Genomic DNA, 16785 nt, shown 5'->3' with positions numbered 1-16785 from the left:
GCTCAGCCGGTTCCACGGACAAAGATGTTCGGCCAGGCCCGGAAGCGGGTGAAGAACGCCTCCCGGCTCACTTCCGCCCCATTCTCAACAATTACCCGATACACGGTAATGTCCCGCCCGCTGCGGGCCACATCACTCTGACGCACGGCGCCGCGGGGCAAGGTCGGGTCATCAACGTAGACAGGCTCCGCCGGGGCGCGCACCTCATTGGTGATCAGCGGCCCCTCCAGTTGCACCTGCCGGTTGGGCGGCGCGCCGTAGAGTTGCACCGTCAGCACCTGGTTCACTTCATCCACTTCGGTCTGCATCAGCAGCCAGGCCCCGGTATCGTTGACGAACTTCAGGTCAGCGACGCCGGTGTAGATGGCCGCGTCGAGGCCCTGCCCATCGCCATAGGGGCCGAGGCCGAAGCGATCGTACCAGCTAATGTAAAAGGCGTGGGCATGGCGCTCGGTGATCGGCAACCCGGCCCAGAAACCGGCGCGGAACACAGTGGTGGAAACCTGGCAGACGCCGCCGCCCCATTCCAGTTGCGTGCGGTTGCCGATGATCGCGTAGCCCTCGACGAAACCGTTCTCAGCGTTGACCTCGCCGAGTTGCCGATTGAACGAAAACTCCTCGTCGGGGGCGATCAGAACGCCGTCCATACGGCGCGCCCCGGCTTTGATGTTCGTGATGCGGTAGGCGGCGGAGCCGGCGAAGCTGCTCTTCCCTTCGGCGACCAGGCCGGTGATGCCCAGGCTGTCGAGGTTCGCGGCGGTGATCCGGGGTTGCAACGCATCCACCGGGAGGGTCAGGGTCCGGGTGATGGGCGAAGGACTGAGGAGCAACTGGCGCAGGGCTGTCGCGGTCTCCTCCTGGCGCAGGCGCCAGCCGGGGCGGCCGGGTTCGACAATCCGCAGCGCGCCATCAGCGAAGCGCAGGCGCGGCTCGGCGGTGCCGGTATCAACCTGCTGGGCCAGCCCCTCCACGGCACGGGCAAGGCGCTCGGCATCCACCTGCAACTCCAGCCGGCCCGCGACGGCTTCCACGCGCAGCAACTCCGCCAGGCGCTCTGGCGGCCAGACCCACACGCGCTCGTTGTGGCGCAGCTCAATCGGGCTCTGGAGCAGGGCGACCGCCTGGCTTTGCGCGGTGACGAGAGCCTCATCACCGATCGGCGGATCGAGCCGGTGGGTGCGCACGGCGACCTCGCGGGGCTGCAGGTCGCGCAGTGCCAGCAGCACGTCGTTGGCGGTCGCGTCAACCAGCACCTGCACTCCGGCGGCGCCGGGCGTGCCCACCACGCGCCCGGTGGCGATGCTCAGGGCGGCATTCTCCGGCGGGCGCTCAATCAGCAGCGCCACACCGAGCAGATAACTCTGCAAGGCCCGCTGGTCCACTACCAGGCGCGGGGTGACATCGAGGCCATGGCGCCAGAGTTGCCACAGTTCACGCAGTCGGGTGAGCGGATCGCCGTGGCGCCCGGCGGCTACGGCCGCCCTGGCTACCGCTTCAGTATCGAAACGCACCCCCAGCTCGGTGAGCGAGGGCGTCCAGGTCTCGCCAGCGTAGGTCAGGGCGACAGGCTGTGACAGGAAGGGGCGGTAACGCTCCCCAAGCTCGGCATTGATCGTCTCGCGGGACAGCCCGGCGACAGGCTGGCCCTGGATGGACACGCCGGGCAGCGCCGTGTCGGGATAGACGAGGTCCAGGACATAGGGCAGGACCAGGGGCGCCAGCGCCAGCAGCGCCAGCAGGAGCACCAGGCCGGTCACGCCGCGACGGCGGCGGCGCGCCGGCAGGCGGCGCGCCCGGCGTGGAGGGGACGGCTCTGGCTCGCGGGAGGGTGGCTCGAACTCCGGCCGCCTGCCGGCGCGCCGCCGCTGGATGGGGCCGTACTCTTGAAAATAATCGTCAATCGGCATACGGGCTATCGGCGCCAGGGCAACAGTGGCGCGCAGATGCGCGCCGCTGCCCGTATTGTAGAGCGACCGCACCAGTTTGACAAGGCGGGGCAGGCTGGCTATAATGTCCAGTGGGCCTCTAGCTCAACGGTAGAGCAGTTGACTCTTAATCAATTGGTTCAGGGTTCGAATCCCTGGGGGCCCACCAGTTCCGAGGCGCGGCGTAGGCCGCGCTTTTTTTGCCATGCTCCCGCACAGTTGAAGACAGGAATAAAGGTTTCCCCTGCGCCTCTATCTGATGCGGAAGTTCTGAGAGCGCGAAGCTTTCGCGGAGAGCTTTCGGATAACCTGATTTTTCCAACAGGCGCCGCTCCCACGACGAAACTGCGCCCTGGCCAGGATTGCTGGGGCCCGGGCGTGTGCACCCTCACGTTGCCTCCATCGGCGCACCGCGCTGGAACGCGGTTTTCAGAGCGACGCGGCCTTCTCCCTAACAAAATCCTCATCGTAGCACGTACTATGACTACTACAGCGCGAATAATCAATGTATTAACTTTTTTACAGTGAAAGATAATTGCCGTCTCACCCGGGTCTCACCTGGCCGCGGTACGCTCGGCATCGAACCTGCGAGCTCTCTCAACGGCGCGACCGCTCAAACAAGCAGATCTGGATTCTGGCAAGGTCAAGGGAGGCCCTCCGCTATGTCGTCATCTGCACGCAGAATGTTGACCCGCATGGCCCTGATCATTGGCCTGGCGCTAGGGATCGTTGGCAGCCCCATGCTGCCTCCGCCACCCGCGCGGGCCAATGTGCAACCCTCCTGTTCGACCAATCCGTTGTTCACGAACGGTACGTTTGTGACTGAGCCGGGACGAAGCGTCAGGCAAGATGACATTGAGGCCTTCGGTTTCCTGGCCGACCCCGTTAGAGCCGTGACCGAACCCCCCGACGGGATAACCAGAGCGCGCCTTGCCGATGATTTTACGGTGAGCGGCAACGGCTGGCGTCCGTCGGCCATAACGTTGTATGGGTACGAGATTAACAGCGGAACAACCTCAACGATCACCGGCGTTGTCGACCTGCGCCTCTGGAATGGCACGCCGGGTAATGGGGGAACGGTTATTGCCGGGCCGGTCAACGGGACGATCACCCGGAATGAGTTTACAGGTGTCTACCGGGTTCCGTCTGATAACACGAACAACCAGTCCCGCCCGATTATGGCGCTGACGCTTGCCTGGCCGTTCAACGTAACGACCCTCGCGCCCGGAACCTACTGGCTTGAATATGGGTTGACCGGCGATGACAACCTTCGAGGACCCTGGACGCCGCCAACCAATGCCACTTCCGGCAATGCGCGCCAGCTTAATCTTACCGGCGGTGAACCTGGCACGTGGAGCGTGCGAACCGATTACCCCCCCAGAGCGACTTCTGGCCGCACCTTCGAACTGCCATTCGTGATCTGCGGCAACCCCGTTCCCGCAATCACCTCCCTCTCTCCCGCTTCGGCCACCGCAGGCGGCGACACCTTCACCCTCACTGTGAACGGCTCGGGCTTCTCTAACAACTCGGTGGTGCGCTGGAACGGCACCCCGCGTTCCACCACGTTCGTGTCGGCCACCCAACTGACCGCGCAGATCCCGGCGTCGGACATCGCCGCTGCAGGCACGGCCAACGTTACGGTTTTGAATCCTAACCCGGATGTCGAGTCAGCCGCGTCCACCTTCACCATCAACAACCCGGCACCGGCGATTACCTCCCTTTCACCCGCGTCGGCCACCGCGGGCGGGCCGGCCTTCACCCTCACCGTGACTGGCTCGAACTTCGTCAACGGCGCAGTGGTGCGCTGGAACGACACTGATCGGCCCACGACCTTCGTGTCGGCCACCCAACTGACCGCGCAGATCCCGGCGTCGGACATCGCCGCTGCGGGCACGGCCAGCATCACCGTCGTCAACCCCGCGCCCGGCGGTGGAACATCGAATAGCGTCACCTTCACCATCAACGCGAGCAACCCCGTGCCGGCGATCACCTCCCTTTCACCGGCCACGGTCACCGCGGGCGGGCCAGCCTTCACCCTCACCGTGACTGGCTCGAACTTCGTCAACGGCGCAGTGGTGCGCTGGAACGGCGCTGATCGGCCCACGACCTTCGTGTCGGCCACCCAGCTGACCGCGCAGATCCCGGCGTCGGACATCGCCGCTGCGGGCACGGCCAGCATCACCGTCGTCAATCCCGCGCCCGGCGGCGGGGTTTCGGGCGCCGCCACCCTGACGATACGCTCGACCGGCCTGGTGTACTTGCCGCTCATCCGGAGGTGATGACGCCTTCGGGGAAACCAGGAGGGCACGGCTGTCGCATGCGGCAGGGGGGAGGGGAAACCAGGTTTCCCCTCCCCCCTGCGTTTTGAGGCCGAGATCAAAACGTCGGTCCCTCCAACTCGAACCCCCAGGCGCGCAGTTCGCCAGCGACGCGATCAGCGAGCGTATCCAGGAGGGCGGCGATCAACGGTGAGGGTTCCAGACCCGGCTCAAGACTGGCAGGTTGGACACCGATCAAAACGATATGCGCCGGAATGTCGCCGCTCAACTGGCTGAGTGCCAGCAGTTCCTGCAGGCCAACCTGATGCATAGACATCTTATGCGCCAGGGCGGCGGGGATCTCCTCGCCCTCCAGGCGCACAACCGCGCCCGGCGGCTGCCCGGCTTCTATTGCGTCTATCACCAGCAGGTGGGTCACCCCTTGCAGGTAGGGCAGCAAGCCCAGGCCCAGGGTGCCGCCATCAAGAATCTGCACCTGCTCCGGGACCTGGTAGCGCTGGCTTAGGCGTTGAACAACGTGGACGCCTATGCCCTCGTCGCTCAACAGCAGGTTGCCCAGGCCCAGCACCAGGGCCGAGGAAGGGGCGGTTTCAGGGGTGAGGTGCATATGGTGAAGAACGCTGCGGGCTAATGAAGATTAAGCATATAAACTGGTATTCGCTCGGCAGCCCGGCGGCTTAAGCTGCGGGCTACCGCTGCGAAGCCCGCCTGCGCGGGCTATAGCGGCTTTATTTCTTAATAATCATAAGCCCTGGCTGAGTTCAGAAAAGCCCCCGCGGGGCTTGCACGTCCTGAGCGAGGGCCTTAGCCCGCAGCGGACGATGTTGTCGCGAGGATCATCGTGGCATGCCGGATTCAGCTTTTCATCCTCACTAATCGCCAGCGGCAGGTTGTAGGTAATGGACAGCTCCAGACGCCCCGGGGTCGCCACATCACCGGGTTACAGCAACATCTCGGGAGTGATGCGGCGGGTGAAGTAGTGCATGGCGATGTTGACGATCCAGACCCAGTCAGGCTTCCGCGGCCCCAGCCGTTTCAGGATGTTGGGCCAGGAGTAGATCTCACGCTGGATCTTGATAAAGGCCTTGAGGAACTCATCGCGACCGATCCTGGCCGGTTCGTACATGTAGTGGAAGGTGTCGTACTTGTTCCAGTCGTGCTGGACAATACGCGGCTTCATCTCCTCGTACCAGGGAGTGCCCGGAAATGGCGTGGCGATGGTAAAAACCGGGAACTCGATCCGGTTGCGCATGATGAACTCGTAGGTGTGCTGGAAGCTGTCAAGCGTATCGGTATCGAAGCCAAAGATAAAGTAGCCCTGGATGGCGATGCCATTCTTGTGAACGTTAGCTACAACCTCCTCATACCGACCAACGCGATTGGAGCCTTTGTGAACGTACTTAATGGTTTCAGGAGAAACCGACTCAAAGCCGATATTCAGCATCTCGCAGCCGGCGTTCTTTGCCAGCTCAGCCACATGCGGCTTTTCGAGAAAGTTCATCGAGATATTAGCGTTCCATTTCACGCCAAGGCCGACCATGGCATGAAACAGTTCTTCGGCGAAGGCTGGCTTGAAGCAGATATTATCGTCCATAAAGGAGATATGAATATTCGGCTTGCCGGCCTCATGCTGACGGAACTTGATCTCCTCAATCACCTGCTCGACGCCGCGAACTCGGAAATTCTTGCCATAGATACGTGGCGTGCAGCAGAAGTTGCAGCCTACCGGGCAACCCTTGGTGGCGAGCAAGGGGATGCGAAAGGAGTAGCGCCTGCTGTTGGGCGAGCGCCGGGCGAAGCTGAAATCGGGGCGATCAAAGGCATTGAGCGGGCGCCAGCCGTCGGAGGGACGGTACACCGGCCTGGCATTCTTCCGGTAGAGGTCAGCCGCCAGATCCTCATACACCGACTCAATCTCGCCGAAGACGACCGTATCGCTATGGGCGCCCGCCTCTTCGATCATCATTGTCGGATGCACGCCGCCGAGGATGACATACCGCCCCTGGGCGCGGGCCCGATCAGCGATGGCATAGGCCTTTTTGGCGTTCAGCGTGCGCGACGTGATAGCGACCACATCATAAGGGGTAAAGTCTTCGGGCACCTGGTCGCCAATCCGTTCGTCAATGAAATCCACATCGAAGTGCCGGCTGACGAGCGTGGCGACCATGAGCAGATTGAGCGGCATACTCACCTTGCCCGAGTCGACCATCAGCGGGGTCTCGCTCTTTGGCTGGATGATCAGCCAGCGTTTGCGGGGTACACCGGGGGGAATGATTTGGCGCGGCGCGACCTCGATCATATCCGGTGAGATCAGTGTGCTCATTTCGTCGTTCCCCTGACAACTCACACCCGGACAGAAGGGCAGTCACAGGCAGGCTCTACCGCGACGTCGAGACTCCACTGCAACACGGGTTCAGCGCAAGGTTCCCGCTAACCCCGGGCAACGGTCAGGCGCCCTGCCCAACCTCGTGGGCCACCTCGGAAACCGATTCGCTACGCCGGGGTTGGGGAACGGGGAGACGCTTGCCGCTTTTAATGCTTTTGATCTGGTCCTGCAAGTTGTGGCGGAACAGCAAGCTCGTAACCAGGTTGATCAGCTTATTACGGTTGAGCAGCACCCGGCGGGCGATTGCGCTCCAGGAGTACATGTACAGAAAATGCTTCATGTACGTTAACTGGTACTCCAGCGGATCGTAGCGATCGCAGCGCACCACCAGATTATGCGCCGTATACTTATCCCAGTCTTCATCAACCACCAGACCGGCGGCCTTGTACTGGCGATAGAGCTGAGTGCCGGGGTAGGGGGTCAGAATAGAATAGATCGGCATCATCAGCGCATTCTCGCGCACGAACTTCTCGGTGGCGGCCATATCCTCGTAAGTGTCAATCGCGGGGTTGACCAGGAAGTTGCCCTGGATGTTCAGGCCCGCCCGGCGGCAGTTGCGGATGATCCGCGCATAGTCCTGGGCGGTATTGATGCGGCCTTTGTTGTAGGCCTTGAGCGTCTCCTGATTGATCGACTCGAAGCCGACCAGGGCCATCACGCAGCCGGCCTTGACAAGCAGTTCGACAGTTTTGGGATCGTCAAGGAACTTCAAGCTGATAAAGCTGCTAAACTTGATGTCGCATTCGGCGAGAATAGTGAGGATCTCCCAGAGACGCTGTTTATTGACCCCCAGGTTCTCGTCGGTGAACATGAACCAGGGCTTGGAGCCGTAACGCGTGGGCTTGAACCAGACTCTGCGGGCGGTCTCGATCTGCTGGCGGATCTTCTCAGGCGACTGGATGCGATAGAGGCGCCCGGTGAAGTTGGGCGTGACGCAGAACGAGCAGGTGTACGGGCAACCCCGGGTCATGTAGATCGGGATGGACTTGCGCGCATCTACCTGACCGCGCTTGCTGGCATTGAAAATGCGTTCGTAATCAATGGCCGGCACTTCGGTGACCGGCGGAAAGTCGCGGGCGTTATACTGCGGCTTGAGCGCGCCGTCGGCCAGATCTTGCAACAGGAGGGCCCAGAGATTTTCCGCCTCGCCGATCACCACGCTATCGGCATGGGGAGCGGCCTCTTCAGGATTGAAGGAGACATGGACGCCGCCAAGAACCACCGGCGTACCGCGTCGGCGGAACGCGTCGGCGATCTCGTAGGCACGGTTGGCATTCATGGTGCGAGTGGTAATGCCGACCAGATCGTAGTCGCCGTCGTAGGGGATCGGATCGCCGAAGAGTTCGTCAACCAGCTCAATGTGGTGCTGCGGAGGAGTTATACTGACCAGCACGCCAATGGCCATTGAGAAGAGCGCCTTCTGGCTGGAGTCCTCCTCTTTTTTGCCCTTCGGCGTTATCAGGAGAATGCGGAGAGGACGCACCGAGGCGGGATCGCGGAGGGGTGAGTGTCGAGTCTGCGGTGCAGCGCCGCTGCCATCATTATAGACCTGGATGATGGGCACATCGTTCGTTCGCATGCTCGTGCTGATACTCATCACGCTCTCCTCATATCGAACAACGCCAGCCCAGGCGCCATACCCCGGACGTCGGCGCTGGCCGAGGTCACGGTAACGATTATATGCCAACCTTGCTTATATGTCTAGATAGTTACAAAAGATAAAAACGTTAAAGTCCAGCGACCGGGAAGACGCCGGAAGCCGCGCAGCGCACGCCAACACAAAGGCGCGAAGGCGGCGCGAGCGCCGCTTCGCACCTTTGAAGGAGGAGCACCCTGGTCGTCCCTGACCCTCCCCGCCGGGAACGGGCAACAGCGCAACCTTCCGGGTTGCACATCGGGGATCTCATCCTCACTGGAACGCCCCGGCTGTTCAGACAGGCTCTTAATCTGCGGTTGTGCGCTCGGAAGGCGCGGCCCGGGTCTGCGGTTCGACCTGAGGCGCCGCCATGCGGTTTTCGATCCAGTCGGGCTGCTGGTCCATGCGCAGGAACTTGAAGCCGCTGAAAATGCTGCTCATCAGGCCATTGCCTTCTTCCATATCCACCAGCCAGGCGCTGTAGATGTGGTGAATGGCAAAGGCGATCAGCAGGTACATGATCAGGTGGTGGGTCAGGCGCAGGATCTGGGCGTCAACAATGGTGAAGACCCACGCCGTCAGCGGCCGCCAGATGCTGGCCGGATGCATCAGGCCATACAGGGCCAGACCGGTGAAAGTGATCAGAAGGTACAGGAACACGATGATCATATAGGTCGTGCCTGCAAGGGCATTGTGCCCGGCCACCTCGGGCGGATTACGGCGGATGAAGAGGTAGTACTGCAAGGCGTGCCCCATGTTTTTGCGCCCTTCACGGGTCAGGAAAGGGAACAACCCGCGCCAGCTGGCCCAGGCATTGCCGCGGAAGGCCCAGTACGTGCGCAGGAGAATGCTGGCGATGAAGATGTACGCAGTAATGAAATGGATGCTGCGCATCAGGCCCATGAAGTTGGGAGCGTAGGGTTCGCGCCCGCTGACGGTAATGTACGGATTGCCGATGTAGTAGCCGGTGAACGACAGCACCACAATGCAGACCACATTGACCCAGTGGGTGAGCCGCACCGGCACTTCCCACACGTACACGCGTCTACGCATATGCCCTCCTGGAGGGGCGTAAGGAAACCTGGTTTCCCCACGCCCCCGCCTGCTGGATGCAACTTGTTCACACCACCTGGATGCGCGTCAATTCACGCCCGTTGCCGTTGAACACATGGACGGCGCAGGCGATACACGGGTCGAAGGAGTGGATGGTGCGCAGGATCTCCAGGGGCTGCTCGGGGTCGGCCACAGGCGTATCCACGAGCGAGGCTTCATAGGCGCCGGGCTGCCCCCGCGCATCCCGCGGCGAGCCGTTCCAGGTGCTCGGCACCACCGCCTGGTAGTTCTCGATCTTGCCGTTCTTGATCCGCACCCAGTGGCCGAGGGCGCCTCGCGGGGCCTCCATGAAGCCCCAACCTTCCGCTTCCCTGGGCCAGGTCTCCGGGCGCCAGCGCTCGCCGTTGTGGATGGACAGATCCCCGCGGGCCATATTGGCCGCCAGTTCGTCAATCCACCGGTCCAGCTCGCGGGTCATCAGCAGGGTTTCGATACCGCGGGCCGCCACGCGCCCCAGGGTCGAGAAGAGCGCCTCGGGCCCGACGCCGAGCTTCTGGAGCACCCCGTTTACCGTCGCCCGCACGTCGGGATGACCGGCGGCGTAGGAAACGATCATGCGCGCCAGGGGGCCGACCTCCATCGGCGTGTCGTTGTAGCGCGGCGCCTTGAGCCAGGAGTACTTCCCATTGGTATCGAGGAACTCGTAGGGCGGCTTCGGGCCGGTGTAACGCGGGCTGGTTTCGCCCTGCCAGGGATGCTTGCCCTTGTCGTCTCCGTCGGCGTAGGTGTACCACGAGTGCGCGACGTACTCGGTGACTCGTTCCTGCTCCATAACCGACGGCGGCGCGCCAAGGTTCTTGTTCAGCACCACGCCGCGGGGGATCCAGAACTCTTCGGGCCGGTCTATGGTTTTCCGGGGGAAATCGCCGTAGGTCAGGTAGTTGCCCAACCCGCCGCCGATGCTGGCCCAGTCTTTATAGAAGGAGGCGATCGCCAGCAGGTCGGGGATGTACACCTGCTCGACGAAGTCGCGCGCCATCGCCGCCCACTGCTTCATCTGGGCGATGCGCTGAGCGTTGATGGCGATCTGGCTGTTTGGGTCCACCGGGATGGCCATGCCGCCGACAAGGTAGGTCTGGAGATGGGGATTCTTACCGCCCAGCAAGGCGTGGATCTTGATAAACTCGCGCTGCCAGTCCAGCGCCTCCAGATAGTGGGCGACGCCCAGGAGGTTGGCCTCGGGGGGGAGCTTGTAGGCCGGGTGCCCCCAGTAGCCATTGGCGAACAGCCCCAGTTGCCCCGACTCAACGAAGGTTTTCACCCGGTTCTGGACGGTCTTGAAGTAATTGGCGCTCGATTTGGGCCAGGAGGAGATGGACTGCGCCAGGGCCGCGGTTTCTCCCGGATCAGCCTTCAGGGCGCTTACTACGTCCACCCAATCCAGTGCGTGGAGGTGATAGAAATGGATGACGTGATCCTGGATGTGCTGGGCGCCATCAATGATGTTGCGGATGATGCGGGCGTTGTCGGGGATAGTGATGTTGAGCGCGTTTTCCACCGCGCGCACCGAGGTGAGGGCGTGCACGGTAGTGCAAACGCCGCAGAAACGCTGGGTAAAGACCCAGGCGTCGCGGGGATCCCGGCCCTTAAGAATGATCTCCACTCCCCGAAACATGGTGCCGCTGCTCCAGGCTTCTTTCACGCGCCCGCGTTCCACCACCGCTTCGATCCGCAGGTGCCCTTCGATGCGCGTGATAGGATCGATGACCAGTTTTGCCATGCTTCCCTCCCTCTTAATGCGGGACCCGCGTCTCTCCGCCCATCTGTGAACAGCCAGCAGCTCAACCCGGTGGGTTGCGTGCAGGGTTTGGGAGGGCTTTGCCCTTCCCGGAAACCATACTTATGGGCCATTGGAGCCTCTGGAAGGCGAGTCTCTGCGCTCACCGCTCTGCTGGTCGGAGGGGCTTTCGTGTTTGGCAATCGGCCTGGCGGCGCCGCGCACGGCGCTGATGATGCCGTGAGCCGCGAAGGCTGCAGTCACGCCGGCAACCACGCCCAGACCGACTTGATCGGCGGTAGCCTCGATGCCGAAGCCCTCGACATTCGGCAGCCGTTCGTAGAACGGCGTGCGGGTGTCCCAGAAGTGCGGCGACATGCAGCCCACGCAGCCGTGGCTGGACCCGATGGGCCAGCTCGTGGCGTCATTCCAGCCTACGCTCGGGCAGTTTGACAGGGCCTGCGGCCCTTTGCAGCCCATTTTGTAGAGGCACCAGCCCAGACGGTGGCCCGTGTCGCCCCACTCCTCGACGAAGCGCCCGGCATCGAAGTGGCCGCGGCGCGGGCAGTAGTTGTGGATGAGTTGCCCATACGCGAACAATGGGCGCCCCATCTGGTCGGTAGCGGGGAGATCCTTGAAGGTCAGGTAGTGCACAATCACGCCGGTCAGGTTGACGATGTTCATCGGGCAGCCAGGCATGTTGATCAGCGTGATGCCAGGCACCGCATCCTTGACGCCCACCGCCGAGGTGGGATTGGGCGCGGCGGCGGGCAGGCCGCCGTCCCAGGCGCAGGCGCCGACGGCGATGGTCGCCAGAGCGTTCCCGCAAACTTCGCGCACGATGTCCTTCGCCGCGCGCCCGGCAATGGTGCAGTACACCCCATCCTCGCCCATGGGGATGGCCCCCTCGACCACGGCCAGGTACCCTTTGGGATGGTTCTTGACGGTCTCTTCGAGCGACTGCTCGGCCTGCTTGCCCGCGGGGGCCATAATTGTCTCGTGGTAGTTCACCGAGAGCAGGTCGAGCACGATTTGCGACACGGTGGGATTCGAGGCGCGCAGGAAGGATTCGGTGTTGCCAGCGCAGTCCTGGAACTCCAGCCACACCAGGGGCAGGCGCGGCGCAGCCTGGAGCGACGAGGCGATCGTGCCGGCATAACGCGGGGGCAGGGCCAGCACGGAGGCCATCAGCCCGCAAAACTTGAGGAACTGGCGTCGCGTAACCCCCCGATGGTAGAGAGCCTCTTCGAGATTGATTGCATCAGCCATCCCAGACCTCCTGACGTGGACAACCGTCGCGGCGCCCGTTGCAGAGGAACCGCACCAGCGCCCTGCGCCATAGAGGCTCTTCGGGACAGGATGCTGCCGTGACTGATGAGCTGCTCCATAGCGCAGGCGCCTGCGCCACAGTTCACAACCGCAGCCCTCCGCCTTGCCGGGTAATCTGGCCTCGTCGCGTCGCTCACCGGTCCAGACAGATCCGTTTAATGCCCGGTCCAGGGCCGACGCGGCCGCAGCTTGCCGCGCAATTAGCACCCACAGCGCGGCGCAGCGGGCGAGTTTCGGCCCCCCTGGCGGCTTCCGGCGATGGTTGGGCATCGGCGAACGGCACGCCACCGGCGAACGGCAAAACAGACACCTTTCCAGGCCCCCTGGACAGTGGAAAACGCCGTTCAGCGCCGTTTGTATCGCCGCTCCACCGAGATATGGGATGGCGGCGCCTGCGCGCTTCCCGGACCGCCGGTTTGCGCGGCCCCGCACCTCGCTTCTTCACCGGGAGCTTGCAGCAGACTGGTAAACGCCGCCCGGAGGCATCGGTTCGCGCGGCGCCATCCCCAATCTACCCCCCTCTCCAAGGGTGACCGCTGTCGAGGCAGGTTGCACGATGCTGTTTCAGGTTGCGATGTGTGCAACCATTATAAGCAGATTCCTGAGAGTTTTGGTTAATTTGTGCAAACCTATGTAATAAAAAAGTTAATGGTTCTCCGGCAAGCTCGGTTCTACAAGGATAGGCGCGACCCTGCGGAGAGGGGCGGGGAAAGCGGGTTTCCCGAGACTCATCCCGGCACGAAGGGGTGTGGGGAAACAGGCTTTCTCCATACCCCTACAGCGCTCCCGGCGGTATGTGGTACCACAGCACGCGATTACCCCAGGCGCTTACGCTTTCCCAGAAGAGGTAGGCCAGCAACCCCAGGCATACCACACGCCCGGCGCGCCCGCGCCGCCAGAGCCAGGCCAGGCCGACGCCCGCCAGCAACGCCACTGCCGGAGCGACGAAGACCATGTGCTTGTTCCACAGCCCGAACCAGCGCTCGACCAGGGAGGTGGCTGCAAAGAGCGCGGCATAGGCCAGCCCCAGGTAGGTGACGAACCGCCCGCGCCAGTTCAACGCCAGGCCTGTCAGGACGGCTCCGGCCAGCAGCACCGGCCAGACGCGGAAGTGGGCCGCCAGGTGCTGGCCGAAGCTGTTGATCGGCGTGCCGAAGAACAACGCGCTGTCGCGCCCGACGCTGCCTTCGCTGGCGATCAGGCCCAGATAGCTCGGAATGGTGCGCTGCACCAGCGTGACGGTGTAACTGCCATAGACCAGCGCCCAGGCGAGGGTCGCGCCCAGCACGAGGCTCAGCAGCAGCGACCGGCTGGCGCGCCGTCCCGCCGCTCCGTCGAGCAGGGCCAGGCTGACCCCCATCGCCCCTGCCAGGAAAGGCACAAAAGCCACGTGGGTCACATATGCCCCGATAGCCACGGTGAGGGCCAGGGCCGCCACGACGCCGCGCAACAGCAGCCCTCCCCGGAAACCGGGCCCCGGCCCTGCGGACAGCCGATCATTCACCGGAGCAGGCTGCAGCCAGAGGGCCAGCAGCCAGTGTGCCGCGACAAGCGCTATCAGCGTTAACCAGACGCCAATCGTAGTTGGAAAGCTGCCATCGTGGAAGAACAGGTAGCCCACCGGCAGGGCCGCGTAGACCAGGCCGCCCCAGGCCGCTCCCAGGTGGCGCTGGGGGCCGCCCTGCAGGAGCGCCAGCAGCAACAGGGGCAGGGTCGCCTCGAACAGGGCTGTGACCACCTTGACCGCCTCGATCAGCGCCGGTCGAGAGTTCCAGATGGCGGTCAGCGGCAGGAGCATGTAGTAGGTAAGCAGGCTGTAGGGCACCGGCTCGCGCGTGCCCCACTCGTACTGCTGTTCTAGCCGTTCGCGCACCCGCGACTCTTCACCCGCTGCTATCAGCAGCAACTGGTTGGCGCGCAGGCCATGATCGATCGGCATAAATAGCGGATGCAGCGTTCCCGCCAGGCGCAGGGTAAAGATCAGCAGCACGGCCAGGCGGATCATCGTCGGGGCCGGGAGTCCTGCGCTTTGAAGGGGGCGCAAGGGCAAAAGGCGCAGCGCCAGCGCCAGCAGCAAGGTCAGCGGCAACACCTTGAGCAGCACCGGCAGGCCCAGGGCCACCTGCATACGCGCCTCCAGGCTGCCGCCGGGCCACCCGGCCAGCATCAGGCCAATGTAGACCAGCAGGGCCAGGGCGGGCAACACGGCCAGGCGCGTTGGGAGGCCGCTCAGGCGCAGAACCCACAGGCCAAGGAGCAGCGTCAGAGCCAGGTTCGCGGCCAGCGCCAGCGGCGGCGCGCGCCAGCCGCCTGCGCCCGGGCGCACCTCGATCCAGTCGAGGGAGATGCCCAGTGCGCGTGTATCGGGCGGCGCGACAAATGGCTCGGTTTCGAGGGTCAGGATCAGATCGCCGCTGAAGGAGGCGACGGCCTGAGGAGGAAGGACAAGGTGCACTTTCTGCCAGTGCGGGCGCAGTGGCGCTTCAAACAGGACACGCTCAGGGGCGCCGACCCGCAGCGTTCGCCCCGCGCTCGCTTCGGGCCCGCCGAAGAAGCGCTTGCGCACAATCAGCGCGCCTGCGCCGACGCCCGGCAGGCGCACCCGCGCTCGCCCGGTCGTCCAACGCTGGAAAGCGCCATGGGCCGCCGGCTCGGGCCGGTGCACGCCGCTCAGGCGCAGCGGCGAGGGGTTGGCCGCGAAGGGTTCGCGTCCGGCCACCGGCACCTGGTAGGCCAGCGCCACAGTCGCCAGCGCCAGCAGGGCCAGAGCGGGGGCCAGGCCGCCGCACCAGAGCAGATCGACCAGGGCGGCGATCCGTCCCTTCGACCAGGAGCTGCGCTGGATCCACAGCTTCATATTGCGGGGCTTCCTCGGAAGTAAGCGCGCCTGGCCAGACCGTAGGCCAGTTCGCAGGCCATATCCACGGCCTCATCCTCGGCGAGCAAGCCCTGAACCACCAGACCGGCGAGCCAGTCGCAACTCACCCGGCGCCAGAGATCGTGCCGGGCGGGGATCGAGGCAAAGGCGCGGGTGTCGTCATTGAAGCCCGCCGTGTTGTAGATGCCGGCAATCTCAACCACTTCGGCGAAGTAGCGCCGCATGCCGTTCACGCTGTCGAAGAACCACCAGGGCGGCCCGATCAACACCGCCGGGTAGTGTCCGGCCAGAGGGGCCAGTTCGCGCCCGTAGGCGCTCTCGTCGAGGGTGAAGAGGATGAGACGGAAGCGCGGATCGGCGCCGTAGGCGTTCAACAGCGGGCGCAGGTTGCGCGTCCACTCGGTGGCGACGGGAATATCGGCGCCCATGTCGGGGCCAAAGCGCGCGTACAGGCGTTCGTGGTGGTTGCGCAGGCTCCCGGCATGGAGTTGCATAACCAGACCGTCTTCGCAACTCATCCGCGCGAACTCCATCAACATGTGGGCGGTGAAGCGCGCCGCGTCCCGCGCGTCGGCGGCGCGCCGCAGCGCGCGGGCGAAGATGCGCCCGGCTTCTCCGTCGCTCAGGCGCTCGGTGGCCGGGGTCAGCACGCCATGGTCGGTCGCCAGGGCGCCAAGGGCCTTAAAGGCTGCCCGTCGGGCTTCCAGGGCTCGAATGAAACCGCTATAGTCTACTACATCTATACCCGAACGTTCGCTGAGGCGGGCGATCTGGGCGGGCCAGTCGGGAGCATCGATGGCCAGCAGCGCGTCGGGGCGGAAGGTCGGGCGAACGTAGGTCAGTCCCGAGGCATGGATCTGCCGATGTTGGTCGAGCGGGTCGGTGGCGGCATCGGTGGTGCACAGCAAGGCGATGTTGAAACGCGCCAGCAACGTCCGCGGGCGAAACTCGGGTCGCGCAAGCTGCGCCTCCAGATGGTCGTAGATGCGCTGCGCGCTTGCGCCATCGAGCCGTTCACTGACGCCGAACAGGTTCACCAGTTCGTCGGCCAGCCACAGACCGGTGGGTGTGCCCCGAAAGAGATGGAAGTGTTCGGCGAAGCGTTGCCAGATGCGCCGGGGATCGGTCTCAACCGGCGCGCCGTCGCGGGTGGGAATGCCGAGCGACTCGAGCGGCACGCCCTGGCTGTAGAGCATGCGCGTCACGTAGTGGTCGGGAATAACAAAGAGCGTGGCAGGATTGCCCAGATGAGCGTCGGGATCGGCGAGGAGCGCCGGCGGCACGTGACCATGGGGGCAGAGCAGCGGCAGGTCCCGCACCATCGCGTAGAGGTCGCGCGCCAGCGCCCGTCGCGACGGCTCGGGGTCAAAACAGCGATCCGGCGCGAGCGTCCAGGGTATGCCGGGCATGGTGTGGCTCCTGAGCGTGAAGACAAGCGGTTGCCAGGCACGAGCCGCGGGGAAACCGGGTTTCCCCGCGGCCCTCCAGGCGGCGTCAAGGCCGCCGGTTCTCGCCCTCCCTC

Annotated in this window: 10 protein-coding genes and 1 tRNA gene; 2 read left to right on the top strand and 9 right to left on the bottom strand. The window is 64.0% G+C overall.

Annotated elements, in window-relative coordinates; all coding sequences use genetic code 11:
• Positions 1–2: 2 nt before the first annotated feature.
• A complete protein-coding gene (locus NZU74_09405) occupies positions 3–1979 on the bottom strand; it encodes a VanW family protein (protein MCS6881537.1) in 1977 nt (658 codons plus the stop codon).
• Between the two features lie 40 nt (positions 1980–2019).
• Between NZU74_09405 and NZU74_09400 the strand changes: the two genes are divergently transcribed.
• Positions 2020–2094, top strand: a tRNA-Lys gene (locus NZU74_09400).
• A gap of 493 nt (positions 2095–2587) precedes the next feature.
• Positions 2588–4204: an IPT/TIG domain-containing protein gene (locus tag NZU74_09395; GenBank protein MCS6881536.1), complete on the top strand. Its 1617-nt coding sequence runs from the start codon at positions 2588–2590 to the stop codon at positions 4202–4204.
• 97 nt (positions 4205–4301) lie between these two features.
• Here the strand turns inward: NZU74_09395 and hybD are convergent, their stop codons facing one another.
• From hybD to uxaC, 8 genes are all read right to left on the bottom strand, one after another.
• Positions 4302–4811 carry a HyaD/HybD family hydrogenase maturation endopeptidase gene (gene hybD, locus NZU74_09390; protein MCS6881535.1) on the bottom strand — a complete coding sequence of 170 codons (510 nt, stop codon included), beginning with the start codon at positions 4809–4811 and terminating at the stop codon, positions 4302–4304.
• 333 nt (positions 4812–5144) lie between these two features.
• Entirely contained in the window at positions 5145–6527 is a 1383-nt protein-coding gene (locus tag NZU74_09385) for a B12-binding domain-containing radical SAM protein (protein MCS6881534.1), read from the bottom strand.
• A 124-nt stretch (positions 6528–6651) separates the two neighbouring features.
• Positions 6652–8187, bottom strand: coding sequence for a radical SAM protein (locus NZU74_09380; GenBank protein MCS6881533.1), 1536 nt, complete (start codon positions 8185–8187; stop codon positions 6652–6654).
• Positions 8188–8532: 345 nt separating this feature from the next.
• Complete coding sequence (gene cybH, locus NZU74_09375; GenBank protein ID MCS6881532.1) at positions 8533–9279, bottom strand: Ni/Fe-hydrogenase, b-type cytochrome subunit; 747 nt, start codon at positions 9277–9279, stop codon at positions 8533–8535.
• A 67-nt stretch (positions 9280–9346) separates the two neighbouring features.
• Positions 9347–11059, bottom strand: coding sequence for a nickel-dependent hydrogenase large subunit (locus NZU74_09370; protein MCS6881531.1), 1713 nt, complete (start codon positions 11057–11059; stop codon positions 9347–9349).
• Between the two features lie 120 nt (positions 11060–11179).
• Entirely contained in the window at positions 11180–12325 is a 1146-nt protein-coding gene (locus tag NZU74_09365) for a hydrogenase small subunit (GenBank protein MCS6881530.1), read from the bottom strand.
• An 835-nt stretch (positions 12326–13160) separates the two neighbouring features.
• The gene (locus tag NZU74_09360; GenBank protein MCS6881529.1) at positions 13161–15242 is read right to left on the bottom strand and encodes a hypothetical protein; all 2082 of its coding nucleotides are present in this window, start codon (positions 15240–15242) and stop codon (positions 13161–13163) included.
• Entirely contained in the window at positions 15239–16672 is a 1434-nt protein-coding gene (gene uxaC / locus NZU74_09355) for a glucuronate isomerase (GenBank protein MCS6881528.1), read from the bottom strand. Before uxaC ends, NZU74_09360 begins: the two co-directional genes overlap by 4 nt.
• Positions 16673–16785: the final 113 nt, after the last annotated feature.

The sequence above is a fragment of the Chloroflexaceae bacterium genome, from assembly GCA_025057155.1.
Taxonomy (GTDB): domain Bacteria; phylum Chloroflexota; class Chloroflexia; order Chloroflexales; family Chloroflexaceae; genus JACAEO01.
Note: the sequence above shows the minus strand (reverse complement) of the source record. Positions and strands in the feature narration are given on the sequence as shown.